Consider the following 25,037-nt stretch of genomic DNA (forward strand, 5'->3'; position numbering starts at 1 on the left):
CCCCCGCCCGGTGTCAACGGCCGGCCCGCCCCGGGGGCGCTTCAGGCCGCAGCGGATGGTCAGCTACGCGCGCCGCGAGGCCATGGAGCTGCGCCGCGACCCGGTACGCCTGACCCTGGCGCTGCTGGGCACGCTGCTGCTGATGTTCATCATCGGCTACGGCATCAGCCTGGATGTGGAGAAGCTTTCCTACGCCGTGCTGGACCGCGACCAGACCACCACCAGCCAGGCCTATGCCCTGAACATCGCCGGCTCGCGCTACTTCGTCGAGCGCGAGCCGATCCGCGACTACGCCGACCTGGACCGGCGCATGCGCAGCGGCGCCCTGAGCCTGGCCATCGAGATTCCGCCGGGCTTCGGCCGCGACCTGAAGCGCGGCGTGCGGCCCACCATCGGCGCCTGGGTCGACGGCGCCATGCCGACCCGGGCCACCACCATCCTTGGCTACGTCCAGGGCCTGCACGGCGCCTACCTGGCGGAGCTCGCGCGGTTGACCCCGGCGACGCCGCCGGCCGGCTACGCCACGGTGGCGCTGCGTTATCGCTACAACCCGGACGTGGAGAGCGTGAAGGCCATGGTGCCGGCGGTGATCCCGCTGCTGCTGATCATGATCCCGGCGATGCTCACCGCCCTGGGGGTGGTGCGGGAGAAGGAACTGGGCTCCATCACCAACCTCTACGTCACCCCGGTGACCCGCCTGGAGTTCCTGCTGGGCAAGCAGCTGCCCTACATCGCCATGGGCCTGTGCAACTTCCTGCTGATGGTGGCCCTGGCGGTGCTGGTGTTCCGCGTGCCGCTCAAGGGCAGCTTCCCGACCCTGCTGGCCGGGGCGCTGCTCTACGTCACCGCGGCCACCGGCCTGGGGCTGTTCCTCTCCACCTTCATGCGCAGCCAGATCGCCGCGGTGTTCGGCGTGGCCATCGCCACCATGATCCCGGCGATCCAGTATTCCGGGCTGATCCACCCGGTGGCGTCCCTGGAGGGGGTGGCGGCCTGGATCGGCCGGCTGTACCCGGCCTCCCACTTCCTCACCATCAGCCGCGGGGTGTTCTCCAAGGCCCTGGGTTTCCACGAGCTGGCGCCGTACTTCGTGCCGCTGGCCATCGCCATCCCGCTGCTGACCCTGCTCAGCGTGGCGTGCCTGAAGAAGCAGGAGGCGTGATGGGCAGCCTGGCCAACATCCTGCACCTGGGGGTGAAGGAATTCCGCAGCCTGAGCCGCGACTATGCCATGCTCGCGCTGATCGTCTGGTCCTTCACCCTGGGGGTCTACAGCACCGCCACCGGCCTGCCGGAAACCCTCCACCACGCGCCCATCGCGGTGGTGGACGAGGACCGCTCGCAGCTGTCCACGCGCCTGGTGGGCGCCTTCCAGCCGCCATACTTCCGCCCGCCGGCGCTGATCGACCCGGCCACCATGGACCGCGGCCTGGACACCGGCCGCTACACCTTCACCCTGGACATCCCGCCGGACTTCCAGCGCGACGTGCTGGCCGGACGGACCCCGGCGGTGCAGTTGAACGTCGACGCCACCCAGATCGGCCAGGCGTTCAGCGGCGCCGGCTACATCCAGAACATCGTCGCCACCGAGGTGGCCGAGTTCGTCGCCCGCCACCGTGGCGACAGTGCGCCGCCCGCCGGGCTGGCGGTGCGCACGGCGTTCAACCCGAACCTGACCCAGGCCTGGTTCGGCGCGGTGATGGAGGTGATCAACCAGATCACCATGCTTTCCATCATCCTCACCGGCGCCGCGTTGATCCGCGAGCGGGAGCACGGCACCCTGGAGCACCTGCTGGTGATGCCGCTGACCGCCGGGGAGATCATGCTGGCCAAGGTCTGGTCCATGGCCGTGGTGGTGCTGGTCGCGGCGGCGTTTTCCCTGGTGGTGGTGGTGCAGGGCTGGCTGGCGGTGCCCATCGGCGGTTCCCTCGCGCTGTTCCTGCTGGGGGCCGCGCTGCACCTGTTCGCCACCACGTCCATGGGCATCTTCCTGGCCACCGTGGCGCGCTCCATGCCGCAGCTGGGGCTGCTGACGATCCTGGTGCTGATCCCGCTGCAGATCCTCTCCGGCGGCACCACGCCCCGGGAAAGCATGCCGGTGCTGGTGCAGGACCTGATGCTGGCGGCGCCCACCACCCACTTCGTCGCCCTGGCCCAGGCGATCCTCTACCGCGGCGCCGGGCTGGAGATCGTCTGGCCGCAGCTGCTGGCGATCTTCGGCATCGGCAGCGCGTTCTTCTTCGCGGCCTACCGGCGCTTCCGCTCGACGCTGTCGCAGATGGCCTGAGGCCCGGCCTCAGGACGCGCGGCCGTCCAGCAGGTCGCGCAGGAGCCGGGCCAGGCCGTGCAGGGCGAACGGCTTGTTCAGCAGGCGCGTCTCGCCGTCCAGCACCAGGCCTTCCAGCAGCCCGTCGCGGGTGTAGCCGGTGATGAACAGCACCTTCAGCGCCGGGTACAGCCGGCGCGCCAGGGCCGCCAGTTCCGGGCCGCCGAAACTGGGCAGGCCGATGTCGGTGACCAGCAGGTCCAGCGGCCCGCCGCCCTCCAGCAGGCGCCGCGCGCTGCCGGCGTCGGACGCCTCGCGCACGTGGTAGCCGAGTTCGCCGAGGGACTCCAATAGCAGCGCACGGATGCCGTGGTCGTCCTCCACCACCAGCACGTGCTCGCCGCGGGCGCTCGGGCCCGCCCCTGGCACGGCGTGGGGAGCGGGCGCTGCCGTGGGGGCCGGCACCGGCTCGTCGCCGAAGCGCGGCAGGTACAGGCGTACCGTGGTGCCGTGTTCGGCCTCGGAGACGATGTCCACGTGGCCGCCGGACTGCTTGGCATAGCCGTAGATCATCGGCAGGCCAAGGCCGGTGCCCTGGCCGATGGGTTTGGTGGTGAAGAACGGGTCGAAGACCTTGTCCAGCAGCTCCGCGGGAATACCGCTGCCGCTGTCGGCGACGCTGAGCACCACGTAGTCGCCGGGCGCCAGGTCGGCGACGAAGCCGTCGGCCAGGGACAGGTTGCGGGTCTCGATGCGCAACCGGCCGCCGTCGGGCATAGCGTCCCGGGCATTGATCGCCAGGTTCAGCAGAGCACTCTCCAGCTGGTTGGCGTCGGTGTTGGCCGGCCAGGTGCCCTCGGCCAGCCGACAGTCCAGCTGGACCTGCTCGCCGAGGGTGCGCAGCAGCAGTTCCTGCATGCCCGCCACCACCCCGTTCACATCCACCGCCCCCAGGCACAGCGCCTGCTTGCGGGCGAACGCCAGCAGCCGGTGGGTCAGGGAAGCGGCGCGCTGGGTGGCGCTCAGGGCGATACCGGTGTAGCGCTCCAGGTTGTCATGCTGGCCGTTTTCCAGGCGCCGCTGGAGCAGCTCCAGGGAGCCGCTGATGCCGGTGAGCAGGTTGTTGAAGTCGTGGGCGATGCCGCCGGTGAGCTGGCCGATGGCTTCCATTTTCTGGCTCTGCCGCAGCAGCTCCTCCAGCTCGCGGCGGCGCTGGACGTCGCGCCCCGAGGCGTAGAACAGGTCTTGCTCCGGGGTGCAGGTCCAGCTGTACCAGCGGTAGCTGCCGTCGGCCCGGCGCACCCGCACCTGGAAGTCGTCGGGGCTGACCCGGCGGATCAGCCGCTTCACCTCCGCCAGGGTGGCGGCGCGGTCTTCCGGGTGCACCAGTTCGTCGAAGCGCCGGCCCACCAGGGTCTCCGGGGCATAGCCCATCTCGCTGGCCCAGGACGGGTTGGCGCTGCGCAGGAAGCCGTCGAAGCCGCACACCAGGTAGAGGTCCCGGGAGATGCCCCAGACCCGGTCGCGCTCGCGGGTGCGCTGTTCCACCTGGCGCTCCAGGTTGGCGTTGAGGTCGTGCAGGGCGGCGAGGGCGCGCACCCGCGCGGTGGTTTCCTGGGTGATGCAATAGAGCCCGGCCACGGCGCCCTGCTCGTCGCACAGGGGCGAGCAGTGGGACGACCACCAGGTGTCTTCCTCCAGGCCGTCGCGGTCGAGCCTGCGCGGCATGTCTTCCCGGCTGCCGCCGCGGCCGTCGTAGGTGGCCTCCACCAGGGCCTCGAGGTCCGCCCACTGGGCGCGCCAGGCGATGGCCAGGGGCTGGCCGAGGACCGTCTCCAGGGGGCGGTCCAGCAGCGGCAGGTAGGCGTCGTTGCAGAAGAACGCCCGGCTCGGTCCGTAGGCCAGACAGAGGGGCTGGCAGGCGTTGAGCATCGTCGCCAGGGTGGCGCGCAGCAGCGCCGGCCAGCGGTCCGGCGTGCCCAGCGGCGAGTCGGACCAACCGTGGCGGCGCATCGTCGAGGCGACGCCGCTCCAGGCAGGCAGGAAAGCGAATTCATCCATGATTCAGGGCCCGCGTGCAGAACGTGAAAAGCCCGCCACCGCCGGCATCCAGCGGAACGGGGCGGGCCTCAGTGTAGCGCCTGGGCTCGGCCCCTGACCAACCGCCGCGCGACGAGCGTGGCTCAGCCGCAGGAGGCGCTCTTGATCACGCCGGCGTCGTCGGTGTGCAGGTTCAGCCGCTGGGAGTCGTAGTCCATGGTGATGATGTCCCGCGGGTGCACCACCCGTACCCGCTGTGCCCCGGAGGTCCGGCGCAGGCGCTCCACCAGGGCCTCGTCGGCGACCTTGCCGGCCAGGGCGTCGCCCACCGCGGACCGACAGCCCTGGGGCGCCTCGGCGGTGGCCTCGGGGCTGGACAGGTCGAGGGCCGGACGGGCCGCGTCGGAGGCCGCGGACGGTGTGTCCGGCGATCCGGCGCAGGCGCCGAGCAACAGGGCGAGGGCCAGGCCGGCCAGGGGGCTGAGATGAGCGCGCATGGGTGTTCCTCTCGGTAGGGGTGATAGGGACAGGATGATCGGTTCGGCGGCCGGCGACCAGGCTCAGCGCGGCGTGGCGGCCTCCAACTCGGCCAGGGCGCGGGCCGCCTCGGGCAATTCCAGTTCGCTGAACACCTGCACGCCGGCCCGCTGCAACAGGGCCGCGGTGACCCCGGCGCCGGGCACGCGCACGCCGCCGAAGCTGCCGTCGTAGGTCTCGCGGTTGCCACAGGACGGGCTGCGGGCCTTCAGCACGGCGATGCGCAGGCCGTGGCGCTGCACCAGCTCCAGGGCCAGCCGGGCGCCGGCGACGAACGCCGCGGTGACGTCGGCGCCGCTGGCATCCAGCACCGGGCGCAGGCCGTCCAGCACCGCATCGCCCTGGCCGCCGGGGATCTCCGCCGGCGGGCGCGGCGTGGGCAGGCCGCCGGCCACTTCCGGGCAAAGGGGCACGAGGCGGCCTTCAGCCTGCCAGCGTTGCAGCAGGTCGAACGGGCCGTGGGCGCCGCCGTCGTAGCGCACCGGCTGGCAGAGCAGGCAGCGGCTCACCAGGATGCGCGCCCGGGGGCTCGCGGAAGAGGGGGTCGCCGACGCCTCGTGGCTCACCAGGCGCCCTCGCCGCGGCGGCGGAACCAGCCGGTGAGGGACAGCCGCTCGCGGCGGGTCGGTAGCACTTCGTGGGGCAGCCGGTCGGAGAGGAACAGCACCAGGCAGCCGGCCTCGGGCGATACGTCCAGGGTGGCGTCGTCCAGGTACAGGCGCAGGGCGCCGCCGTCCTCGGCGTGCCAGTCGTCGTTGAGGTAGTACACCGCCGAGACGGTGCGCCGGTCGTCGTCGCGGAAGCGGTCCAGATGGCGCTCGTAGAAGGCCCCCGGCGGGTAGGCGGCGAAGTGGCTCTCGAAGTCCGCCAGGCCCAGGTACAGCGACTGGTTGAGTGCGCCGCGCAGGGCGTCCATGTACGCCAGGTAGGCATCGCAGGCGGCGGACTGGCTCGGTTCCAGCCACTGGATGCGGTCGCCGCGCACGCCCTCGCGGATTTCCTGGCCGGCGCCGCGGCCCACCGCCGCCAGGGCCAGGGCGCCGGTAGACGCCCGGGCGCGGCACTCGCGCGCCAGTTCGAGGGTCAGAGCCTGTGGCAGGACGTCCTGCTGCCGGGTCCAGCCGTGTTCGGCCAGTTCGTCGACGAGGCGCAGCAGGGTCGCGGGTTCAGCCGGTTTCATCATGGGCGTCGATTCTACATGCAGCGCGCCCGCTTGCCTCGACAAGTCGCCGGGCGCCCCGGACAATGGCGCCGCCTCGCGGCCCAGCCAGGTTGGCCCGGCCTGGTGAGGCCTGCCCGGTTAGGCCAGACCAGGCATCCCGCGTCGCCCCGGGGAACGGGCGACGGGTTCCACAGGAGTTTCCATGCGCGTTCTGTTTGCCCTGCTCGTCCTGCTGATCGCTACGCCCACCTTCGCCGATACCGCTCACGACCGCCTGTACGACGCCGCCGGCTGGGGTCAGCAGCGGGAGCATTTCCAGGGCGCCCTCGCCGGTGCCCAGCAGCGCTACCAGGCGAGCCTGCCGCCGGCGCTCTACCAGACCCTGGTGAACAACAGCAACCGCCGCTTCGCTGCCGAGGCCATGGACCGCCGCGCCCGGGACACACTGGCGGCGCGCCTGGCCGACCCGCAGCCGGCGCTGCGCTTCTTCGAGTCGCCCCTGGGGCGTAAGGCGGTGGCCGCCGAGACCCTCGCCACCCGCAGCGACCAGCTGGCGCAGCACGCCGGCGGCCTGCCGCGGATCGAGGCGGATGCCACCCGGCGCCTGCTGATCCGCCACCTGGCTCAGGCCCTGCCGGTGCGCGAGGCAGGGGCCGAGGTGAGCCTGGCCCTGGCCGGGGTCGCCGCCGACAGCCTCAGCCAGATGCTGCCGGGCCTGCTGGGCAACGGCGGCGCCCGGGGCGCCCTGGATGGCCAGCGCCAGCAGCTGATGGAGCAGATCGGCAATGACCTGGACAACACCCTGCTGTACGTCTATCGCGACCTGTCCGACCCGGAGCTGGAAGAGTTCTCCACCTTCGCCGAGTCCGTCGAAGGCAAGGCCTACTACCAGGCTGCGCTGGAGGCGCTGCGGGCCGCCCTCGGCCCCTGAGGACAGGGGCCTGGTCGTGATCGGCCGGGCATGAAAAAGGGAGGCCGAGGCCTCCCTTTTTTCGTTTCCGCCAGGCGTCAGAACAGCACGCGGCTGCGGATGGTGCCGTTGACCTGGTGGAGTTTCTCCAGGGCCAGGTCGGAGTACTCGGCGTCCACGTCGATCACCACATAGCCGACCTTGTCGTTGGTCTGCAGGAACTGGCCGGAGATGTTGATGCCGTTCTCGGCGAACACCGAGTTGATCTCGCTCATCACGCCGGGGACGTTGCGGTGGATATGCAGCAGGCGGTGCTTGCCGGGGTGGGACGGCAGCGCCACCTCGGGGAAGTTGACCGAGGACACCGAGGTGCCGATGTCGCTGTACTTGACCAGCTTCTCCGCCACTTCCAGGCCGATGTTGGCCTGGGCCTCGGCGGTGGAGCCGCCGATGTGGGGGGTGAGGATCACCCGGTCGAGGCCGCGCAGCGGGGTCTGGAATTCCTCGTCGTTGGACTTGGGCTCCACCGGGAACACGTCGATGGCGGCGCCGATCAGGTGCTCGTCCTTGATGGCGGCGGCCAGGTGCTCCAGCTCCACCACGGTGCCGCGGGCGGCGTTGATCAGGATCGCGCCCTTCTTCATGGCGCGGATTTCCTTCTCGCCGATCATCCACTGGGTGGACGGCAGTTCCGGCACGTGCAGGGTGACGATGTCGGCCAGGCCCAGCAGCTCGTGCAGGGAGCCCACTTGCTGGGCGTTGCCCAGGGGCAGCTTGGTCACCACGTCGTAGAAGAACACCTGCATGCCCAGGGCCTCGGCCAGCACCGAGAGCTGGGTGCCGATGGAGCCGTAGCCGACGATGCCCAGCTTCTTGCCGCGGATCTCGAAGGAGTTGGCCGCCGACTTGATCCAGCCACCGCGGTGGCAGGAGGCGTTCTTCTCGGGGATGCCGCGCAGCAGCAGGATCGCTTCGGCCAGCACCAGTTCGGCCACCGAGCGGGTGTTGGAGTAGGGCGCGTTGAACACCGCCACGCCGCGCTCGCGGGCGGCGTCCAGGTCGACCTGGTTGGTGCCGATGCAGAAGCAGCCCACCGCCACCAGTTTCTTGGCGGCGTCGAACACCTCTTCGGTGAGCTGGGTACGGGAGCGGATGCCGATGAAGTGAACGTCGGCGACCTTCGCCTTGAGTTCGTCGCCCGACAGTGCGGTCTTGAGGTACTCGATGTTGCTGTAGCCGGCTGCCTTCAGGGTGTCCACGGCGTTCTGGTGGACCCCTTCGAGAAGGAGGAACTTGATCTTGCTCTTGTCGAGGGAGGTCTTGCTCATCTGCTTACCTGTTATCCCGTGGAAATGGCAGGGCGATGGACAGCGAAGAGAGGGCTGCCCCGGGCCGGCGGGGCCGGCTCCCGGATCGGCGCGGCGCGCGATTCGCGGGGGGCGTTATGCTAGCATGATCTCCTTTTTCCATGCTCGGTTGCGACCTGAAGCGTTCTCAGGGCGACCATGAATGTTCCGAGAGTTCTGCAGATGACCGACATCGCCCTGATCGAAGAGCTGAAGACCCTGCTGGAGCCGGGCAAGGTGCTCACCGACGCCGCTTCCCTGGACGCCTACGGCAAGGACTGGACCAAGCATTTCGCGCCGGCGCCCCTGGCCATCGCGTTTCCCAAGAGCATCGAGCAGGTGCAGGCGGTGGTCCGCTGGGCCAACCAGCACCGGGTCGGCCTGGTGCCCTCCGGCGGCCGCACCGGGCTCTCGGCGGCGGCGGTGGCGGCCAACGGCGAAGTGGTGGTGGCGTTCGACTACATGAACCGCATCCTCGACTTCGACCCGCTGGACCGCACCGTGCGCTGCCAGCCGGGGGTGGTGACCCAGCAGTTGCAGGCCTTCGCCGAGGAGAAGGGGCTGTACTACCCGGTGGACTTCGCTTCCGCCGGTTCCAGCCAGATCGGCGGCAACATCGGCACCAACGCCGGCGGGATCAAGGTGATCCGCTACGGCATGACCCGCAACTGGGTCGCCGGGCTGAAGGTGGTCACCGGCAAGGGTGACCTGCTGGAACTCAACCGCGACCTGATCAAGAACGCCACCGGCTACGACATGCGCCAGCTGTTCATCGGCGCCGAGGGCACCCTGGGCTTCGTGGTGGAGGCCACCATGCGCCTGGACCGCCAGCCCACCAACCTCACCGCCATGGTGCTGGGCACGCCGGACTTCGATTCCATCATGCCGGTGCTGCACGCCTTCCAAGACAAGCTGGACCTGACCGCCTTCGAGTTCTTCTCCGACAAGGCCCTGGCCAAGGTGCTGGCCCGCGGCGACGTGCCGGCGCCGTTCGAGACCGACTGCCCGTTCTACGCGCTGCTGGAGTTCGAGGCCACCACCGACGAGCGCGCCGACCAGGCCCTGGCCACCTTCGAACACTGCGTGGAGCAGGGCTGGGTGCTGGACGGGGTGATGAGCCAGAGCGCCCAGCAGTTGCAGAACCTGTGGAAGCTGCGGGAGTACATCTCCGAGACCATTTCCCACTGGACGCCCTACAAGAACGACATCTCGGTCACCGTCTCCAGGGTGCCGGCGTTCCTCAAGGACATCGATGCCATCGTCGCCGCCAACTACCCGGACTTCGAGGTGGTGTGGTTCGGCCACATCGGCGACGGCAACCTGCACCTGAACATCCTCAAGCCGGACGACCTGGGCAAGGACGAGTTCTTCGCCAAGTGCGCCACGGTGAACCGTTGGGTCTTCGAGACCGTGGAGAAGTACAACGGCTCGATCTCCGCCGAGCACGGCGTCGGCATGACCAAGCGCGACTACCTGGGCTACAGCCGGTCCGCCGAGGAAATCGCCTACATGAAGGCGGTCAAGGCGGTGTTCGACCCCAACGGCATCATGAACCCCGGCAAGATCTTCGCCCCGTGAGCGCCCCGGCGCCGCGCCCGTCTTCCTCCGCCCCACGCGGGCGGCCCCAACCGGAGTGAGCAGATGAGCTACCAGCACCAGTACGTCGACGGCACCGGCATCCACTTCCCGGTGGGCAAGGTGGTGTGCATCGGCCGCAACTACGCCGAGCACGCCCGGGAGCTGAACAACCCGGTGCCCAGCGAACCGCTGCTGTTCATCAAACCCGGCAGCTGCGTGGTGCCTCTGGCCGGCGGCTTCGTGATCCCCCGCGACCGCGGCGCGGTGCACTACGAGGCGGAGATCGCCGTGCTGATCGGCAAGCCGCTGTCGCGCCAGCCGGTGGACGAAGAAATCCGCGACGCCATCTCCGGCTTCGCCCCGGCGCTGGACCTGACCCTGCGAGAGGTCCAGGCGCGGCTCAAGGAGCAGGGCTACCCCTGGGAGATCGCCAAGGCCTTCGACGGCGCCTGCGTGCTGGCGCCCTTCGTGCCCGGGGACGCGGTGGCCGACCTCGCCGACCTGGGCATCCGCCTGAGCATCGCCGGCGAGCGGCGCCAGGACGGCAACAGCCGCGACATGCTCAACCCGATCCTGCTGCTGATCCGCCACATCTGCGGGCACTTCAGCCTGCAACCCGGTGACGTGGTGCTCACCGGCACCCCGGCCGGCGTCGGCCCGCTGCAGCCCGGCGACGCCCTGACCCTGGAGCTGGTGGGCCTGTCCCGCTTCGACAGCCAGGTGCTCTGACGACCGGTCCGCCTGCGCCCTTGGCGCCCCCGGCCGCCCTCTGTAGGCTGGCCGCTTCGCTTCCGGGAGACGCACGATGCGCTGGCCCCTCCGTTTGCCCCGTGCCCGCTGGCTCCTGGCGGGCTTCGCCCTGGCCCTGGCCGCCGGGGTGGTGAAGTCGCAGCACCTGGACGACCGCCTGCTGTTCCTCATCAAGGAATCGAACCTCAGCCAGGGCGAGCGCGACGCCAGCGTCTGGCTGCCCGGCTACCACGCGGTGATCCAGGGCAAGCGCCTCGCCGGCCTGGACCACGACGAGACCTCCGACCTCACCTACAACCCCTTGAGCGGCACCCTCTACACCGTCACCGGCAAGAAGCCGCTGCTGGTGGAGCTGTCGCGCCAGGGCGAGGTGCTGCGCAGCATCCCGCTGATCGGCTTCTCCAACCCGGAAGGGGTGGCGATGATGGAGGACGGCAGCCTGGCGATCACCGACGAGCGCCGGCGCACCCTGTCCATCGTCAAGGTGGACGACCTCACCACCGAGCTGAACGCCGCGGACGCCGCCGAGTACGACCTGGGCTTCCCCAATTCGCGCAACAAGGGCTTCGAGGCCATCGCCTGGGACGCCGAGCAGGGTCGCCTGCTGCTGGGCAAGGAGCGCGAGCCACGCGCCCTGTTCAGCTGGGACAGCGACGGCCGCGACCACATGTTCGGCGCCATGCGCGCCCTGCCCAGCGACGGCCTGCAGATGCGCAACGTCTCGGCCATGAGCATCGACCCGCGCACCCGCCACACCCTGGTGCTGTCGGCCCAGTCCAACCTGCTGCTGGAGCTGGACGAGCGCGGCGAGCCCATCAGCTTCATCAGCCTGATCGGCGGCCTCAACGGGCTGCACCAGGGCATCCCGCGGGCGGAAGGGGTGGCCATGGACGAGACCGGCACCATCTACATGGTCAGCGAGCCGAACCTGTTCTACGTGTTCCGCAAGGACCCCGCGGTGGGCGCTCCCGCGGCGAACGCCGCCGGCACCGCCACCACGGACGCCCCCGCTTCCGGGCACGCCGCCGCGGTGGCCGCCGCGCCGGCCGGCTGACGCCGGCGACGGCTCAGCGCGGGGTGGCGGCGTCGAAGCCCTGCAGCACGTTCACCGCGTTGATGCCGATCTCCTCCACCGCGTAGCCCCCCTCCATGACGAACAGGGTCTGCAGCCCCAGGCCGGCGATGACCTCGCCCATGCGCAGGTAGTCCGGGCTGTCCAGCTTGAACTGAGAGATCGGGTCCTCCTTGAAGGTATCCACCCCCAGGGACACCACCAGGGCGTCCGCCCCGTAGCCGGCGATCAGCCGGCAGGCATCGGCCAGGGCCTGGCCCCACACCGACCAGTCGCTGCCGGACGCCAGGGGGTAATTGCGGTTGAACCCCTCGCCGGGCCCCTGGCCCTTCTCGTCGGCATGGCCGAGGAAATACGGGTACTCGAAGCGCGGGTCGCCGTGGATCGAGGTGAACAGCACGTCCGGGCGGTCGTAGAAGATGTCCTGGGTGCCGTTGCCGTGGTGGTAGTCCACGTCGAGGATCGCCACCCGCCGGGCGCCCTGGTCCAGCATCGCCTGGGCGGCGATGGCGGCGTTGTTCAGGTAGCAGTAGCCGCCGATGTAGTCCGACGCGGCGTGGTGCCCCGGTGGCCGGCACAGGGAGAACACCCCGCGGGCGCCTTTGGCCAGTTCCGCCTGGCCGCTGAGGGCGACGTTGGCGGACGCGGTGATGGCCCGCCAGGTGCCGGCGGTGATGGGTGCGCCGGCGTCCAGGGAGTAGTAGCCCAGGCGCCCGTCGATGTCGTCGGGTTCCACCTGGCGCAGGCGTCGCACGGGCCAGGCGATGGGCAGCATGTCATGGTCGCGGCCGGTGGCCTGCCAGTCCGCCCAGGCGTGCTCGAGGAAGTTCAGGAAGCCGTCGGTGTGCACCCGGCGCAGGGGCTCGCGGCCGTGTTCGTCCGGCCCGCGCACGTCCCCCAGGTTCACCGCCCGCAGGCGCTCCAGCACCATGTCGGCGCGGCTGGGTTTCTCGAAGCAGGGCATGAAGTGCCCGCCGATCAGTTCGTGCTGGCCGTGGTGCAGGCGGTGGTCGTCGCTGTAGATCGTCAGCATGCAAGGCTCCTCCGACGCCACGGGCGGGCGTCTGCATCGGGATGAGGGAATGCGCCCTCCGGGGCCGGAGGGCGGGGCGGCGCGGGCCTATTTCTTCAGCTTGGTCCAGACCTTGCTGCGCAGGGCCAGGGCCTTGGGCGAGCAGAGCTCGAAGGTCTTCAGGCGCGCCAGCTTGTCCTGGGGCGTGTTGATCGCCGGGTCGTCGAACAGCTCCTTGTCCATGAAGGCGTCGGAGCCCTCTACCGCGTTGTTGTACTTGGCGAAGTTGGAGGCCGCGGCGATGTTCTCCGGCTGCATCATCCAGTTGATGAAGGTATGGGCCTCGGCGACGTTGCTGGCGTCCTTGGGGATCGCCAGGTTGTCGATGAACAGGTGCACGCCCTCCTTGGGGTAGACGTAGACCAGGCTGGCGCGCTGGGCATGGGCGCGGTGGTAGGCGCCGTTCCACTGCTGGTGCATGACCACTTCGCCGGCGGCCATGCGCTCGATGGTGCCGTCGCTGCTGTACATGGCCAGCATCGGTTTCTGCGCCAGCAGCAGGTCCTGCACCTTCTTCGCGTCCTTGGGGTCCTCGGTGCACTGGTCGATGCCCAGGTAGTGGGAAGCGGCGATGTACAGGTCCTCGATGGAATTGAGCGCCACCACCTTGCCCTTGAGCTCCGCCGGTGGCTCGAAGAACGGCTTCCAGCTTTCCTCCAGGGCGCCGCCCGGGACCTTCTGGCTGTCGTAGCTGTAGCCGGTGGTGCCCCACAGGTAGGGCACGCTGTAGGCGTGCTCCGGGTCGAAGCCCAGGTGCTGGAAGTTGGCCTTGAGGTTCTTCAGGTTGGGCAGCTTGCTCGTGTCGAAGGGTTGCAGCAGGCCGTCCTGCACCATGATCTGGATGAAGCTGTCGGACGGCACCACCACGTCGTAGGCGCCGCCGCCGGCCTTGAGCTTGGCCAGCAGGGTCTCGTTGCTCTCGTAGGCGTCCAGGGTCGCCTTGATGCCGGTGTCCTGCTCGAATTTCTTCAGCAGCTCCGGCGGGAAGTAGTCCGACCAGTTGGCGAAGTGCAGGGTCCCGGCGGCCTGGGCGGTGCCGGCGAGGCCGAAGGCGAACAGGGCGGACAGCGCGAGCGGGGTGCGGCGGATCATGGTCGGACTCCTGAGCGGGGGTGGCAGGCCGGCGGGCGCCTCAGCGCTTGCGCTGGCCGATGTAGTACGACAAGGCGACGAACAGGATCGAGATCAGGAGGATGATCGACGAGATCGCATTGATCTTCGGCGATATCCCCATGCGGATCGAACTGAAGATGTACACCGGCAGGGTGGTGGCCCCGGCACCGGCGACGAAATAGGTGATGACGAAGTCGTCCATGGAAATGATGAACGCCAGCATCGCCCCGGACAGCATCCCCGGCGCCAGCAGCGGCAGGGTGACCCGCCAGAAGGTGCGCCACGGCGAGGCGTAGAGGTCGGCGGCGGCCTCCGCCAGGCGCGGGTCCATGCCTTCCAGGCGGGCGCGGATCGGCAGGTAGGCGAAGGGGATGCAGAACACCACGTGGGCGATGAGGATGGTGAACAGCGACAGCTTCAGGCCGATGAAGGCGAAGAACATCAGGGTCGCCACCGCGGTGACGATCTCCGGCACCAGCAGCGGCAGGCTCAGTACCCCGCTCATCAGGGTCCGCCCGCGGTGGGCGGGGCCGCGCATGCCCAGGGCGGCCAGGGTCGCCAGGGCAGTGGCGATGAGGGTGGCGAAGGTGGCCACCAGCAGGGAGTTCTTCGCCGCCCGGACGATCTCCGGGTCGTTGGCCACCACCGCGTACCACTTCAGGCTGAAGCTTTCCCAGAGGGTCGCCGACTGGCCGCCGTTGAAGCTCAGGGCCACCAGCACCACGATCGGCACATAGAGGAAGGCGAAGAACAACCAGGCCAGGGGCCGCACGCCGGTGAAGCGCCAGAGCGGGTTGCGCGGGTTCATGGGTGGCCTCCGGCGGCGGCGCCCTTGAAGCGCAGGCTGTAGACCAGCATCGCCAGCAGCACGAAGGCCAGCAGGGCGAAGGACAGCGCGGCGCCCAGGGGCCAGTTGTGGGCGGTGCCGAACTGCAGCTGGATCAGGTTGCCGATCATCAGCGCCTTACCGCCCCCCAGCAGCTCGGGGATGATGTAGTTGCCCAGGGACGGGATGAACACCAGGATCGTCCCGGCGGCGATCCCCGGCATCGCCAGGGGCACGATGATCCGCCGCAGCGCCTGGCGGCGGGTGGCGCCCAGGTCGTAGGCCGCCTCCACCAGGCGCCAGTCGAGCTTCTCCAGGCTGGTGTAGATGGGCAGCACCATGAACGGCAGGAAGGTGTAGAGCAGGCCGATCACCACCGCCACGTCGGTGTAGAGCACGTTCAGGTCGCCGCCGTGCACCAGCCCCAGGGCCTCCAGGCCGCTGTCCACCAGGCCGCCGTTGCGCAGCAGCAGGATCCAGGCGTAGACCCGCACCAGCAGGTTGGTCCAGAACGGCACGGTGACCAGCAGCAACAGCAGGTTGCGCCGGCGCTCGCTCTGCAGCGCCAGGTACAGCGCGGTGGGGAAGCCGACCAGCAGGCAGCCGGCGGTGGTCAGCACCGACAGCCAGAACGAGCGCTGGAAAATCTGCAGGTAGTCGGTGTTGAACACCAGGCTGTCGTCCAGGTCCCGCTCGTAGAGGAAATTGACGTAGGCCTCCAGGGAGTACTCGCCCCACTTCACCCCGCCGTAGTCGCCGGGCTGCAGGAACGACACCAGCAGCATGATGCCCAGGGGCACCAGCAGGAACACCGCCAGGGTGGCCATGGCCGGGGCGCTCAGGGCCAGGCGCCGCAGCAGCAGGCGCCGTTCGTGGCGCAGGCCGGCGGCGTTCATTCGGCCAGCACCCGGATCGCCGCGGTCGGCACCCGCAGGCGCAGCCGCTCGCCCGGGGCGTGGGCGGCCACGGCGCCGTCGTGGTTCTGCCGGCGCACGCGGAAGCCGCCTTGGCCGGCGACGTTCAGGTGGTAGACGGTGTCGGTGCCCACGTACACCACGTCCTCCACCACGCCCTCCAGCTCGCCGGCCGGGTCCAGGTGCACCCGCTCCGGGCGGATCGCCAGGGTCACCGCGCCGCGCAGGGGCGTGGGCGCCTGCAGCACCTGGCCGTCGCCCAGGCGCAGGCCGGCGTCGGCGGCATCCGCGGCGAGGAAGTTGGTCTCGCCGATGAAGGCCGCCACCGTGCGGTTCACCGGCGATTCGTAGATCTCGCTGGGGGTGCCCACCTGCAGCACCCGGCCCTTGTCCATCACCGCGATGCGGTCGGACATGGTCAGCGCCTCTTCCTGGTCGTGGGTGACGAAGATGAAGGTGATGCCGGTCTCGTGCTGCAGGCGCTTGAGCTCCATCTGCATGTCCTTGCGCAGCTTCTGGTCCAGGGCCGACAGCGACTCGTCCAGCAGCAGCACCTTGGGCTGGTTGGCCAGCGCCCGGGCCAGGGCGATGCGCTGCTGCTGGCCGCCGGAGAGCTGGTCGGCGCGGCGCCGGCCCACGTCCGGCAGCTTCACCAGCGCCAGCATGCGCTGCACCGTGGCGTCGATCTCCGCCCGCGGCAGGCCGCGCATCTCCAGGCCGAAGGCGATGTTCTGCGCCACGCTCATGTGGGGGAACAGCGCGTAGCTCTGGAAGACCGTGTTCACCGGGCGGCGGAACGGCGGCAGGTCCTGCATGGCCTCGCCGTACAGGCGGATGGTGCCGGCGCTGGGTTGCTCGAAGCCGGCGATCAGCCGCAGCAGGGTGGTCTTGCCGCAGCCGGACGGGCCCAGCAGGGTGAAGAATTCGTTGGCGCGGATGTCCAGGGAGACGTCGTCGAGGGCGCGCACGCCCTGGCCGGGTTCGCCGAACTCCATGCAGATTCGCTCGATGCCGATCGCGCTGGACATAGGCTCGCAGGCTCTAACGGATTGTTCTTATTTAGGTTTTCGCGGCGACCGGAAAACCCTGTCGACCCCGATTCTGCCCGCCGCCGGCCCATGGAAAAACGTTATAAGCGGACAAAAGGGGATAGTTCCGGCCAACCTGGCTGCCCGGCGCGCGCCTCCGCCAGGGCTTGGCGCCGGCCGCCGGGGCGGCTGCTACGCTGCACGTACCGTCGGCGCGTCCCGCCGCCGTTCCCCTTTCGCAGAACGACCCGGCCGTCGAAGCCGGCGCGTGTCCAGGAGCGGACCATGACCATCCGGCAGAAACTGATCGCCGCCTTCTTCGCCATCACCCTGATCCCGATCCTCACCATCACCCTGTTCGTGGTGGTGCGGGTGATGCACACCGCCACCGAGCAGTTCGAGCGCAGCAGCACCGCGCAGATCGGCGAGGTGGACAACGCCTTCCGGCTGTTCCTCGACAGCGTCGCCGAGAACGGCGCCTTCCTCGCCCAGACCCGGCTGCTGAAGGCGGTGGACGCCAGCAACATCCCGTCCTACCTCGACCGCCCCCAGGCCGGGCCGCTGACCATGCCCAGCGAGGGCCTGGGGGCGGAGCTGCTGGCGCTGTTCGAGCAGATGGGCAAGGCCCACCCCGGCTACGCCTACCTCTACGTCGGCTCCGGCCACGGCGGCTACCTGCAGTGGCCGGCCTCCGCCGAGTTCATGGCCCACTACGATCCCCGCACCCGGGCCTGGTTCAAGACCGCCGAGGGCGGCGCCGGCAAGGCCATGCGCACCGCGGCGTACGTCTTCCCCGAGGACAACTCCACCATCATCTCCACCGTGCGCACCTTCGTCGCCGACGACGGCGCCCAGGGGGTGATCGGCCTGGACGTGTCCCTCAACCAGCTCACCGAGACGGTGAAGCGGGTGCGCTTCGGCGAGACCGGCTACCTGATGCTGGTGGAGGACACCGGCACGGTGCTGGCCGACCCGCGCCATCCCGAGCACAACTTCAAGGCCCTGGAGAGCCTCGGCGACGGCTACGCCGATCTGGCCCGGCAGCCCCCGGGGCGCTACGCGGTGACCCTGGACGGCACGGCCTACACCGCCAACGTCTACCGCTCCGAGACCCTGGGCTGGCGCTACATCGGGCTGATGGAGACCGACGAGATCATGGCTGGCGCCTGGCACATGACCGCGGTAATCGCCGCCCTGGCCGCGGGCCTGGTGGTGCTGTTCGTACTCTGCGGGGTGTTCCTGGCGCGGCTGCTGGTGGCGCCCATCAACGGCGCCTCGGCGCGCCTGGGCGAGATCGCCAGCGGCCAAGGCGACCTGACCCGGCGCCTGGAGGTGCGCGGGCGCGACGAGACCAGCCGCCTGGCCACTGGCTTCAACGCCTTCGTCGAGAGCATCCGGGTGCTGGTGGACGACATCCTCGCCGCCAGTCAGCGGGTGGAGCAGAGCGCCGGCGAGATCAGCCAGCACACCGGGCAGCTGGACGAGGCGGCGCAGCGCCAGTCCCACGGCGTCGACCTGGTCTCCACGGCCTTCAACGAGATGGTCGCCACCGCCAACGAGGTGGCCTCCAGTTGCAGCCGCGCCGCCACGTCCGCCCAGGCCGGCGAGGAACAGGCCAGCCGTGGCCAGGCGGTGGTCGGCTCCATGGTGGAGCACGTGGAGCAACTGGGCCGGCGCATCGAGGAGGCCGCCACCTCCATCGGCCACCTGGAGCGCGACAGCCAGGGCATCACGGCGATCCTCGACACCATCCGCGGCATCGCCGAGCAGACCAACCTGCTGGCGCTCAACGCCGCCATTGAGGCGGCCCGCGCCGGCGACCAGGGTCGCGGCTTCGCGGTGGTGGCGGACGAAGTGCGCGCCCTGGCGCGGCGCACCGCCGATTCCACCGCGGAGATCGGCGCGCTGCTGGGCAAGCTCACCGCCAGCACCCGCCAGGCCGCCGGGGAGATGCAGCAGAGCCTGGCCCAGTCGGAAAGCTCGGTGCGCCTCACCAGCCAGGTGCGCGAGGCTTTCGCCGGCATCCACGAGGCGGTGACGGTGATCAAGGACATGAACAACCAGATCGCCACCGCCGCCGAGGAGCAGCACCAGGTGGCCGAGGAGATCAACCGGCACATCGCCGACATCCACGAGGACGCCTCGCGGATCAGCGGCATCTCCGGCACCGCCCGCCACACCAGCCAGGCCCTGACCGGGGTGGCCAGCGAGCTGCATCGCCTGGTGGGACGCTTCCGTACCCGCTAGGTCCTGTACGAAAAGTGCCTGCGCTCGGTGATGCTGCGTTAAAGGCTCAGACTGCTCATTTACAGCCCGTAACGCCGCTTCTTCGCCTGTTTTTGCCTTGCCTGACCTTCGTGCGACGACGTTTCGTACAGAACCTGGTGCCGTCAGCGGCGGTACAGGCTCGGCGACTGGCCGCTCCAGCGCTGGAAGGCGTGGCGGAAGCTGGCGGTCTCGCTGTAGCCCAGTTGCTCGGCGATCAGGTAGATGGGCAGGTCGGTGTCCGCCAGCAGGCGCCGCGCCTTGTCGTAGCGCACCTCGTCCAGCACCCGCTGGTAGCTGGTGTTGAGCCGCTGCAGGTGGCGCCGCAGGGTGCGCTCGGAGCGGTGCAGGCGGCGGGCGACGCAGTGCAGGGTGGCGGACTCCCGCAGGTGGCCGTCCAGGTGGTCGCGGATCTGCTCCAGCACGTCGTGGCGGTCGCTCAGCCGGGCGTCCAGCTTCAGGCACTGCTGCAGGCCGGAATGGCAGGTCACCGGGTCGGCCAGGGGCAGCGGGCGGTCCAGCAGGGCGGCGTCGAAGGCCAGCACCCCAGCGCCGGCCTCGAAGCGCACCGGGCAGCCCAGCTTGTCCGCGTACAGGGCGGCGTGGGCCGGGGGCGCGAAGGGCAGCAGCAGGCGCCGCGGGGTCACCGGTTCGCCCAGCAGGTCGCGCACCACGGTGAGCAGCGAGGTCATGCACAGCTCGGTGTTGAAGGTCTCCAGCTCGGGCGCGTAGCGGTAGTCGCGGGCCACCAGTCGCGCCTCGTCGCCGTCCCGTTCCAGGCTCAGGTTGAAGTAGGTGCCCAGCAGGATGGGGCGCGCCAGGGCCAGCTCCAGGGCGTCGCGCAGGGTGCGGCTGGCGAGCATGGTGTAGCCGAGGATGCCGTAGGCCGAGACGTGCATGCGCAGGCCCAGGGACAGGCCCAGGGCCGGGTCGCGGGTACAGGCCAGGGCATTGGCGAAGACCCGCAGTTCCTGGGTGTGGCGGATCAGCTTGTCGGGGGTGTCCAGGTCGCTGCGGACCAGGCCGCTGCCCGCCAGCAGGCGTTCGTAGGGCACGCCGCTGGCGGCCAGGGTGTCCATCGCCAGGGCGATGGTGTGCAGGGTGGTGAGCGTACGTTCTTCCGGTAGCGTCGATTGACCCATCAAGCGTCCCCTTTGGTAACGCGACGCCGGCGTCGGGTGGTCTTCCGCGCCCATCCGGCAGCCGTCTCGCGAAGGCTGCGCGCGCCGTGTCGTGGTGCATCTTTGCGTATGCCGCGCACCGTGCCCGAGCCGCCGGCGCCGGCCGGCGAGGCGGTGCGTTTAAGCCTGGCTTCAGGGAAAACGTGCTATTGCTGGCGCTCCCTGCGGTCATGAAGTCCCTGTCGATGCGTCGTTCGCGTTCCCTGAAGACCCTGCTCGTCTGCCTGTCGCTGGCGTGCCTGCTGCTGGCGGCCGTGGCCGCCCAGTGGTTCCGCCTGTACGAACGGGGCTGGTTCCTCGTGCAAGAATGGCGCCACGCGCCGGAGTGGCGCGAGCGCGGGGTGTGGCTGCCGGACTACCGGGTGGTGCTGGAAGCACGCCCGCTGGAGGGGCTCTCCGACCTCTCGGCGCTCACCTACGATCCGCAGCGGCGCACCCTGTTCAGCGTCACCAACAAACGCCCGGCGCTGCTGGAGCTGTCCCTGGACGGCCGCCTGCTGCGGCGCATCGAACTGGTGGGGTTCGCCGACCCGGAGGCGGTGGAATACATCGGCCCGGGGCGCTTCGTGATCAGCGACGAGCGCCGCCAGCGGCTGACTCTGGTGCAGGTCGACGCGCACAGCCAGCGCCTGGACGCCGCCGCCGGCCAGCAGCTGACCCTGGGCCTGGGCCGCAACGGCAACAAGGGTTTCGAGGGGCTGGCCTACGACGCCGCCGGGCAGCGCCTGTTCGTCGCCAAGGAGCGCGACCCGGTGCGCATCTACGAGGTGCGCGGTTTCCCCGCGCCGGCCAGCGGCCCCCTGGCGGTGCAGGTGGCGGACGACCCGAAGCGCGACGCACGGCTGTTCGTCCGCGACCTCTCCAGCCTGCTCTACGACGCCCGCAGCGGGCACCTGCTGGCGCTTTCCGACGAGTCCCGGCTGATCCTCGAACTGGACGCCCACGGCCGGCCGCTCAGCAGCCTGTCGCTGCTGCCGGGCCTGCACGGCCTGCGCCGCGGCGTGCCCCAGGCCGAAGGCATGGCCATGGACGAGCAGGGCACCCTGTACCTGGTGAGCGAGCCGAACCTGTTCTACGTGTTCCGCAAGGCGCGCTGAGGCGACAGGAGAAGGCGAGGAAGGGAGGCACGCGGGTAACGCGCGTCCCTGGCGTGGATGCACCCTCAGGATGCCTATGGGGCGTGTGGACGCCGCCGTGGGCGTGGCGTCCTTCGGGCCGGGCAAGCGGCCGGCCGCCCGGAGGCGGCGCGGCCGGTGGCCTGTCTCAGAACTGGTACTGGGCGCCGAGCGAGTAGCTGGCCTGGCTGCCCTCGTCGTGGGCGAAGCGGCTGTTGGCTTCCACGTACACCCCCAGCTGCGGGGTGATGGCCAGCAGGGCGCCGAGCTGGGCGCGGCCGAAGTTCTCGTCCACCCGGCCCATGTCGGCCACCCGGGCGCGGCCATCGGCGCGGCTGGTGAGGTCCATCTCTTCCAGCCGGCCATCCCCCAGTTCCTTCACCCAGCGCAAGCTGCCATAGGGCTGCAGGCTCATGCCGCCCAGGGGCACGGTGCCGCGCAGGCGCCAGCCGAGGCTGGCTTCCAGGGAGTCGAAGCGCTGCTCCTCGTAGCCCAGCGCAGTGCGCCGGCGCTCGTCCTCGTGGAACCCGTCGATGCGGTAGTGGCTGTAGTCCAGGCCGGCGAACGGCCCGGTCTTCAGCGCGCCGACGTCGAAGTCATAGCCGCCCTGGACCCGGGCGCCCCAGGTGAAGGCCTCGGTGTCGCCGTCGAAGCGCTGGTCCAGCAGCACCGGGCCGCCGTTGGCCCGCAGTTGTAGGGAGCGGCGGGTGTCGAAGCCGGTGTGGCCGACGCTGGCCTCGCCGGCCAGCCACTGCGGGCCGTCGCTGAGCAAGGCGTAGAGGCCGGCCTGCCAGGTGTCGCTGTCCACCTTGCCGCCGTGTTCCAGGCGATCGCGGCCGTTCAGGTAGCTGAGGCTGCCGCCCACCACCAGGCCGTTGCCCAGGGCGTAGTCGCCCAGGGCGTGTAGGCCATAGCGCCGGGCCTCCGGGCTGGCCTCGGTGTCGAAGCCGTTGTCCGGCGCGTACTCGCCGTCCACACCGATCTCGCCGTCGAAGCTGCCGGCGTCCCGGGCAGCGTCCTGCAGGGTCAGCCAGCGGCGGTCGTGGAGCCGGGTCAGGGCCTCGTGCTGGCGCTTCAGGTTGTCCTGCAGGTCGCGGGCGAGGGCGCCGCCGGAGGCGGTGGAGGCCAACAGGTCGGCGTTGGTCATCTCCAGCACCAGGCGCGTCAGCAGCAGGGAGAAGTCCCGCAGGCGCTGGTCGATGCGCGCCTGGCCGAAGGCGTTGACGAACACCGCCTCGTTGTCCTTGTCCGGGTCGTGCCAGGTGGCACCGCCGGGGATCGCCGGGTTGTCGGTCTGCTCGTAGCCGTCCAGCTCACCCAGTTCCCAGTTGGTGGCCTCGACGAACAGCACCGGCACCTTGAGGTCCTCGAAGGACGAGCCGTCGCTGCAGCAGCCGGTGCCGGCGGGGTATTCCTCGTTGAGGCCGGGGTTGGTGTGCAGGTCGATGCCCAGTTCCCGAGCCAGGCTGAAGGTGTGTTCCCGCAGGGACGCCAGGGCCGGGTCGTCGACGCTGTTCTGCCCGGCGTGGGCGTACATGCGGTCGCCGGTGATCAGGCTGTCCAGGTTGATCATGCCCAGCAGATTGGCGCGCTGCTGCTCGGTGAGGGAGGCGACGTAGCCGCGGGAGCCGCGCAGGCCCTCTTCCTCGGCGCCGAAGCCCACCACCGACAGGCCGTTCTCCAGCTTCAGGCCGCTCAGGTTGCGGGCGATCTCGGTGAGCACTGCGGCGCCCGAGCCGTTGTCGTCCAGGCCCTGCAGGGTCGGCCGGCCGAAATAGGTGTCGAAGTGGGCGCCCAGCACCACGAATTTATCGGTGGTACCGGGGGCGTAGGCCACCACGTTCTGCGAACCGCGGCTCTCGCCATTGGTGGCGGTCCAGGTGAAGTCCTGGCGGGCGAAGGCATAGCCGCTGCCCATCTGCGCCTGCATCAGGTCTGCCGCGCCGGCGAAATTGGCGGTGCCGCGGTAGCGCCCGGGGTAGTCATGGATCAGCCGATCCAGGGTGACGCCGGCGTGCTCGCCGTATTCGTAGGCGGACGCGGCGACTGGCAGCAGGGCGCCGCCGAGGCCAAGGCCGAGGCCGATGGCAGTGGCAAGGGGCTTCAACACACTCATTCTCCTTGAGTCGGGGGTCGTATCTCGGGCGGGGGCGTGTGCAGGATACGGACCGCGACCGACATTTCCGGTCGGCCGTGACGCCTGGGCTTAATCCAGGGTCGCCAGGGTGTAATTCACCTGCGGAAAAGGCCGATGGTTATTGGCCTTCGGTCGTCGCTGGCCATCGAGCGGCGACCGGCTGTTCCAAAAGGTGACGCCCCTGACGCGGCGTGCACCGCCCCGGGGCAGCGGGGGCGCCGGGCGCCCCGTGGGAGGTTCAGCGGGTGAGGGTGCGCACGCCGTCGGCGGTGCCCAGCAGCAGCAGGTCCGCGGGGCGCGCGGCGAACAGGCCGTTGGTGACCACGCCGACGATGGCGTTGATGCGCGCCTCCAGGTCCACCGGGTCGACGATCTCCAGGTTGTGCACGTCGAGGATCACGTTGCCGTTGTCGGTCACCACGCCTTCGCGGTACACCGGGTCGCCGCCCAGCTTCACCAATTGGCGGGCCACGTGGCTGCGGGCCATGGGCAGCACTTCCACCGGCAGCGGGAAGCGCCCCAATACCGGCACCAGCTTGCTGGCGTCGGCGATGCAGACGAAGGTTCGGGCCACCGCGGCGACGATCTTCTCCCGGGTCAGGGCGGCGCCGCCGCCCTTGATCAGGTGCAGGCGCTCGTCGCTCTCGTCGGCGCCGTCCACGTAGAACTCCAGGGCGTCCACCCCGTTCAGGTCGTAGACCGGGATGCCGTGGACCTTCAGGCGCTGGGCGGTGGCCTCGGAGCTGGCCACCGCGCCGTCGAACTCCATCTTGTGGCGGGCCAGGGCCTCGATGAAAAAGTTGGCGGTGGAACCGGTGCCGACGCCGATGATGCTCTTGGCGTCGAGGTGCGGGCGGATGTGGTCTACGGCGGCCTGGGCGACGGCCTGCTTGAGCTGGTCCTGGGTCATGGTGCGGGTGCTTGGGCGGAGGAGGGAAGGGCGCCAGTATAGCGGCCGGGCCGGTCGTTGGCCCGCCGGTTTCGCTGGAGTAGACTGCGGCATCCCCCGCCGCCGCCCGCCGAAAGCCCTCCGCCGATGCTCGAACAGTACGTCAAGATGATCCTCACCTCGCGCGTCTACGACGTCGCCGAGGAAACCCCGCTGCAGCCGGCCCGCCAGCTGTCCACGCGCCTGGGCAACCAGGTGCTGCTCAAGCGCGAGGACCTGCAGCCGGTCTTCTCCTTCAAGATCCGCGGCGCCTACAACAAGCTCGCCCAGCTCTCCTCCGCCGAGCTCGCCCGCGGCGTCGTCACCGCCTCCGCCGGCAACCACGCCCAGGGCCTCGCCCTGGCCGCCCGCGAACTGGGCATCGATGCCACCATCGTGATGCCCCGCACCACCCCCGAACTCAAGGTCAAGGGCGTGCGCGCCCGTGGCGGCAAGGTGGTGCTCCACGGCGACGCCTTCCCCGACGCCCTCGCCCACTCCCTGGAACTGGTCAAGCAACAGGGCTACGTCTACATCCACCCCTACGACGATCCCCACGTCATCGCCGGCCAGGGCACCGTGGCCATGGAAATCCTCCGCCAGCACACCGGCCCCCTGGACGCGGTGTTCGTCCCGGTCGGCGGCGGCGGCCTGATCGCCGGCATCGCCGCCTACGTCAAGTACCTGCGCCCGGAAGTCCGCGTCATCGGCGTCGAGCCCGACGACTCCAACTGCCTGCAGCAGGCCCTGGCCGCCGGCGAGCGAGTGGTGCTGCCCCAGGTCGGGCTGTTCGCCGAC

Annotated in this window: 22 protein-coding genes and 1 pseudogene; 10 read left to right on the forward strand and 13 right to left on the reverse strand. The window is 70.1% G+C overall.

All coding sequences use genetic code 11. The features are described 5' to 3' along the window. Together FM069_RS20925 and FM069_RS20930 are read left to right on the forward strand one after the other, a co-directional pair. A partial coding sequence (locus FM069_RS20925; RefSeq protein ID WP_143490349.1) for an ABC transporter permease occupies window positions 1–1,162 on the forward strand: 1,162 nt, incomplete at its 5' end. Beyond that, a complete protein-coding gene (locus tag FM069_RS20930; RefSeq protein WP_143490350.1) occupies window positions 1,162–2,286 on the forward strand; it encodes an ABC transporter permease in 1,125 nt (374 codons plus the stop codon). The genes FM069_RS20925 and FM069_RS20930, both read left to right, overlap by 1 nt. A gap of 9 nt (window positions 2,287–2,295) precedes the next feature. Here the strand turns inward: FM069_RS20930 and FM069_RS20935 are convergent, their stop codons facing one another. From FM069_RS20935 to FM069_RS20950, 4 genes are all read right to left on the reverse strand, one after another. Then, complete coding sequence (locus tag FM069_RS20935) at window positions 2,296–4,326, reverse strand: hybrid sensor histidine kinase/response regulator (RefSeq protein ID WP_143490351.1); 2,031 nt, start codon at window positions 4,324–4,326, stop codon at window positions 2,296–2,298. Between the two features lie 122 nt (window positions 4,327–4,448). Beyond that, window positions 4,449–4,802, reverse strand: coding sequence for an I78 family peptidase inhibitor (locus FM069_RS22120; protein WP_143490352.1), 354 nt, complete (start codon window positions 4,800–4,802; stop codon window positions 4,449–4,451). Window positions 4,803–4,865: 63 nt separating this feature from the next. Further along, window positions 4,866–5,408 carry a DUF523 domain-containing protein gene (locus FM069_RS20945; RefSeq protein ID WP_143490353.1) on the reverse strand — a complete coding sequence of 181 codons (543 nt, stop codon included), beginning with the start codon at window positions 5,406–5,408 and terminating at the stop codon, window positions 4,866–4,868. Next, window positions 5,405–6,025, reverse strand: coding sequence for a 2OG-Fe(II) oxygenase (locus FM069_RS20950; protein ID WP_143490354.1), 621 nt, complete (start codon window positions 6,023–6,025; stop codon window positions 5,405–5,407). Before FM069_RS20950 ends, FM069_RS20945 begins: the two co-directional genes overlap by 4 nt. A gap of 181 nt (window positions 6,026–6,206) precedes the next feature. Between FM069_RS20950 and FM069_RS20955 the strand changes: the two genes are divergently transcribed. Then, the gene (locus FM069_RS20955; RefSeq protein ID WP_143490355.1) at window positions 6,207–6,935 is read left to right on the forward strand and encodes a DUF2059 domain-containing protein; all 729 of its coding nucleotides are present in this window, start codon (window positions 6,207–6,209) and stop codon (window positions 6,933–6,935) included. 77 nt (window positions 6,936–7,012) lie between these two features. On the opposite strand, the gene serA is transcribed toward FM069_RS20955, so the two are convergent. After that, window positions 7,013–8,242, reverse strand: coding sequence for a phosphoglycerate dehydrogenase (serA, locus tag FM069_RS20960; RefSeq protein WP_143490356.1), 1,230 nt, complete (start codon window positions 8,240–8,242; stop codon window positions 7,013–7,015). Between the two features lie 201 nt (window positions 8,243–8,443). Here serA and FM069_RS20965 point away from each other — a divergent pair, with 201 nt between their 5' ends. The 3 genes from FM069_RS20965 (at window position 8,444) to FM069_RS20975 (ending at window position 11,642) form a co-directional block, all read left to right on the forward strand. Beyond that, window positions 8,444–9,838, forward strand: a complete 1,395-nt coding sequence (locus tag FM069_RS20965; protein ID WP_143490357.1) for an FAD-binding oxidoreductase — start codon at window positions 8,444–8,446, stop codon at window positions 9,836–9,838. Between the two features lie 63 nt (window positions 9,839–9,901). Next, window positions 9,902–10,567 (forward strand): fumarylacetoacetate hydrolase family protein, encoded by a 666-nt coding sequence (locus FM069_RS20970; RefSeq protein ID WP_143490358.1) that lies wholly within the window; start codon window positions 9,902–9,904, stop codon window positions 10,565–10,567. 76 nt (window positions 10,568–10,643) lie between these two features. Beyond that, the gene (locus FM069_RS20975) at window positions 10,644–11,642 is read left to right on the forward strand and encodes an SdiA-regulated domain-containing protein (RefSeq protein WP_143490359.1); all 999 of its coding nucleotides are present in this window, start codon (window positions 10,644–10,646) and stop codon (window positions 11,640–11,642) included. Between the two features lie 13 nt (window positions 11,643–11,655). Here FM069_RS20975 and FM069_RS20980 read toward each other — a convergent pair whose 3' ends face one another. From FM069_RS20980 to FM069_RS21000, 5 genes are all read right to left on the reverse strand, one after another. Further along, entirely contained in the window at window positions 11,656–12,693 is a 1,038-nt protein-coding gene (locus tag FM069_RS20980; protein WP_143490360.1) for a histone deacetylase family protein, read from the reverse strand. 87 nt (window positions 12,694–12,780) lie between these two features. Then, a complete protein-coding gene (locus tag FM069_RS20985; protein ID WP_143490361.1) occupies window positions 12,781–13,824 on the reverse strand; it encodes an ABC transporter substrate-binding protein in 1,044 nt (347 codons plus the stop codon). A gap of 40 nt (window positions 13,825–13,864) precedes the next feature. Next, window positions 13,865–14,653, reverse strand: a complete 789-nt coding sequence (locus FM069_RS20990; RefSeq protein ID WP_143490362.1) for an ABC transporter permease — start codon at window positions 14,651–14,653, stop codon at window positions 13,865–13,867. Continuing rightward, complete coding sequence (locus FM069_RS20995) at window positions 14,650–15,567, reverse strand: ABC transporter permease (protein WP_143490363.1); 918 nt, start codon at window positions 15,565–15,567, stop codon at window positions 14,650–14,652. Before FM069_RS20995 ends, FM069_RS20990 begins: the two co-directional genes overlap by 4 nt. Beyond that, window positions 15,564–16,613, reverse strand: a complete 1,050-nt coding sequence (locus FM069_RS21000; RefSeq protein WP_143490364.1) for an ABC transporter ATP-binding protein — start codon at window positions 16,611–16,613, stop codon at window positions 15,564–15,566. The genes FM069_RS20995 and FM069_RS21000 overlap by 4 nt, the downstream gene beginning before the upstream one ends. A gap of 615 nt (window positions 16,614–17,228) precedes the next feature. On the opposite strand from FM069_RS21000, the pseudogene FM069_RS22415 reads away from it, so the two are divergent. Both FM069_RS22415 and FM069_RS22420 read left to right on the forward strand, forming a co-directional pair. Beyond that, window positions 17,229–17,999 (forward strand): annotated as a pseudogene (locus tag FM069_RS22415) (cache domain-containing protein); the annotation flags it as partial. Between the two features lie 48 nt (window positions 18,000–18,047). Beyond that, window positions 18,048–18,860 (forward strand): methyl-accepting chemotaxis protein, encoded by an 813-nt coding sequence (locus FM069_RS22420; protein ID WP_407681601.1) that lies wholly within the window; start codon window positions 18,048–18,050, stop codon window positions 18,858–18,860. Between the two features lie 143 nt (window positions 18,861–19,003). Here FM069_RS22420 and FM069_RS21010 read toward each other — a convergent pair whose 3' ends face one another. Beyond that, a complete protein-coding gene (locus FM069_RS21010) occupies window positions 19,004–20,020 on the reverse strand; it encodes an AraC family transcriptional regulator (protein ID WP_143490366.1) in 1,017 nt (338 codons plus the stop codon). Window positions 20,021–20,244: 224 nt separating this feature from the next. On the opposite strand from FM069_RS21010, the gene FM069_RS21015 reads away from it, so the two are divergent. Beyond that, on the forward strand, window positions 20,245–21,156 hold the full coding sequence (locus FM069_RS21015) for an SdiA-regulated domain-containing protein (protein WP_143490367.1): 912 nt from the start codon (window positions 20,245–20,247) through the stop codon (window positions 21,154–21,156). A 166-nt stretch (window positions 21,157–21,322) separates the two neighbouring features. On the opposite strand, the gene FM069_RS21020 is transcribed toward FM069_RS21015, so the two are convergent. Both FM069_RS21020 and rpiA read right to left on the reverse strand, forming a co-directional pair. Next, window positions 21,323–23,284 (reverse strand): autotransporter outer membrane beta-barrel domain-containing protein, encoded by a 1,962-nt coding sequence (locus FM069_RS21020; protein ID WP_233282095.1) that lies wholly within the window; start codon window positions 23,282–23,284, stop codon window positions 21,323–21,325. Between the two features lie 265 nt (window positions 23,285–23,549). Then, window positions 23,550–24,221 carry a ribose-5-phosphate isomerase RpiA gene (gene rpiA, locus FM069_RS21025; protein WP_143490369.1) on the reverse strand — a complete coding sequence of 224 codons (672 nt, stop codon included), beginning with the start codon at window positions 24,219–24,221 and terminating at the stop codon, window positions 23,550–23,552. A gap of 126 nt (window positions 24,222–24,347) precedes the next feature. Here rpiA and FM069_RS21030 point away from each other — a divergent pair. Beyond that, window positions 24,348–25,037 (forward strand): pyridoxal-phosphate dependent enzyme (locus FM069_RS21030; RefSeq protein ID WP_143490370.1); only part of this gene is annotated, 690 nt, incomplete at its 3' end.

The sequence above is a fragment of the Pseudomonas mangiferae genome (assembly GCF_007109405.1).
Taxonomy (GTDB): domain Bacteria; phylum Pseudomonadota; class Gammaproteobacteria; order Pseudomonadales; family Pseudomonadaceae; genus Pseudomonas_T; species Pseudomonas_T mangiferae.

What these genes read in the sequence shown, in the direction of transcription:
- FM069_RS20955 (WP_143490355.1), top strand. Translation starts at nt 6,207, where the DNA reads ATGCGCGTTCTGTTTGCCCTGCTCGTCCTGCTGATCGCTACGCCCACC.
- FM069_RS20965 (WP_143490357.1), top strand. Translation starts at nt 8,444, where the DNA reads ATGACCGACATCGCCCTGATCGAAGAGCTGAAGACCCTGCTGGAGCCG.
- FM069_RS20995 (WP_143490363.1), bottom strand. Translation starts at nt 15,567, where the DNA reads ATGAACGCCGCCGGCCTGCGCCACGAACGGCGCCTGCTGCTGCGGCGC.
- rpiA (WP_143490369.1), bottom strand. Translation starts at nt 24,221, where the DNA reads ATGACCCAGGACCAGCTCAAGCAGGCCGTCGCCCAGGCCGCCGTAGAC.
- FM069_RS20930 (WP_143490350.1), top strand. Translation starts at nt 1,162, where the DNA reads ATGGGCAGCCTGGCCAACATCCTGCACCTGGGGGTGAAGGAATTCCGC.
- FM069_RS21010 (WP_143490366.1), bottom strand. Translation starts at nt 20,020, where the DNA reads ATGGGTCAATCGACGCTACCGGAAGAACGTACGCTCACCACCCTGCAC.
- FM069_RS20990 (WP_143490362.1), bottom strand. Translation starts at nt 14,653, where the DNA reads ATGAACCCGCGCAACCCGCTCTGGCGCTTCACCGGCGTGCGGCCCCTG.
- FM069_RS20970 (WP_143490358.1), top strand. Translation starts at nt 9,902, where the DNA reads ATGAGCTACCAGCACCAGTACGTCGACGGCACCGGCATCCACTTCCCG.
- FM069_RS22120 (WP_143490352.1), bottom strand. Translation starts at nt 4,802, where the DNA reads ATGCGCGCTCATCTCAGCCCCCTGGCCGGCCTGGCCCTCGCCCTGTTG.
- FM069_RS20980 (WP_143490360.1), bottom strand. Translation starts at nt 12,693, where the DNA reads ATGCTGACGATCTACAGCGACGACCACCGCCTGCACCACGGCCAGCAC.
- FM069_RS20935 (WP_143490351.1), bottom strand. Translation starts at nt 4,326, where the DNA reads ATGGATGAATTCGCTTTCCTGCCTGCCTGGAGCGGCGTCGCCTCGACG.
- serA (WP_143490356.1), bottom strand. Translation starts at nt 8,242, where the DNA reads ATGAGCAAGACCTCCCTCGACAAGAGCAAGATCAAGTTCCTCCTTCTC.
- FM069_RS20975 (WP_143490359.1), top strand. Translation starts at nt 10,644, where the DNA reads ATGCGCTGGCCCCTCCGTTTGCCCCGTGCCCGCTGGCTCCTGGCGGGC.
- FM069_RS20985 (WP_143490361.1), bottom strand. Translation starts at nt 13,824, where the DNA reads ATGATCCGCCGCACCCCGCTCGCGCTGTCCGCCCTGTTCGCCTTCGGC.
- FM069_RS21000 (WP_143490364.1), bottom strand. Translation starts at nt 16,613, where the DNA reads ATGTCCAGCGCGATCGGCATCGAGCGAATCTGCATGGAGTTCGGCGAA.
- FM069_RS21015 (WP_143490367.1), top strand. Translation starts at nt 20,245, where the DNA reads ATGCGTCGTTCGCGTTCCCTGAAGACCCTGCTCGTCTGCCTGTCGCTG.
- FM069_RS20950 (WP_143490354.1), bottom strand. Translation starts at nt 6,025, where the DNA reads ATGATGAAACCGGCTGAACCCGCGACCCTGCTGCGCCTCGTCGACGAA.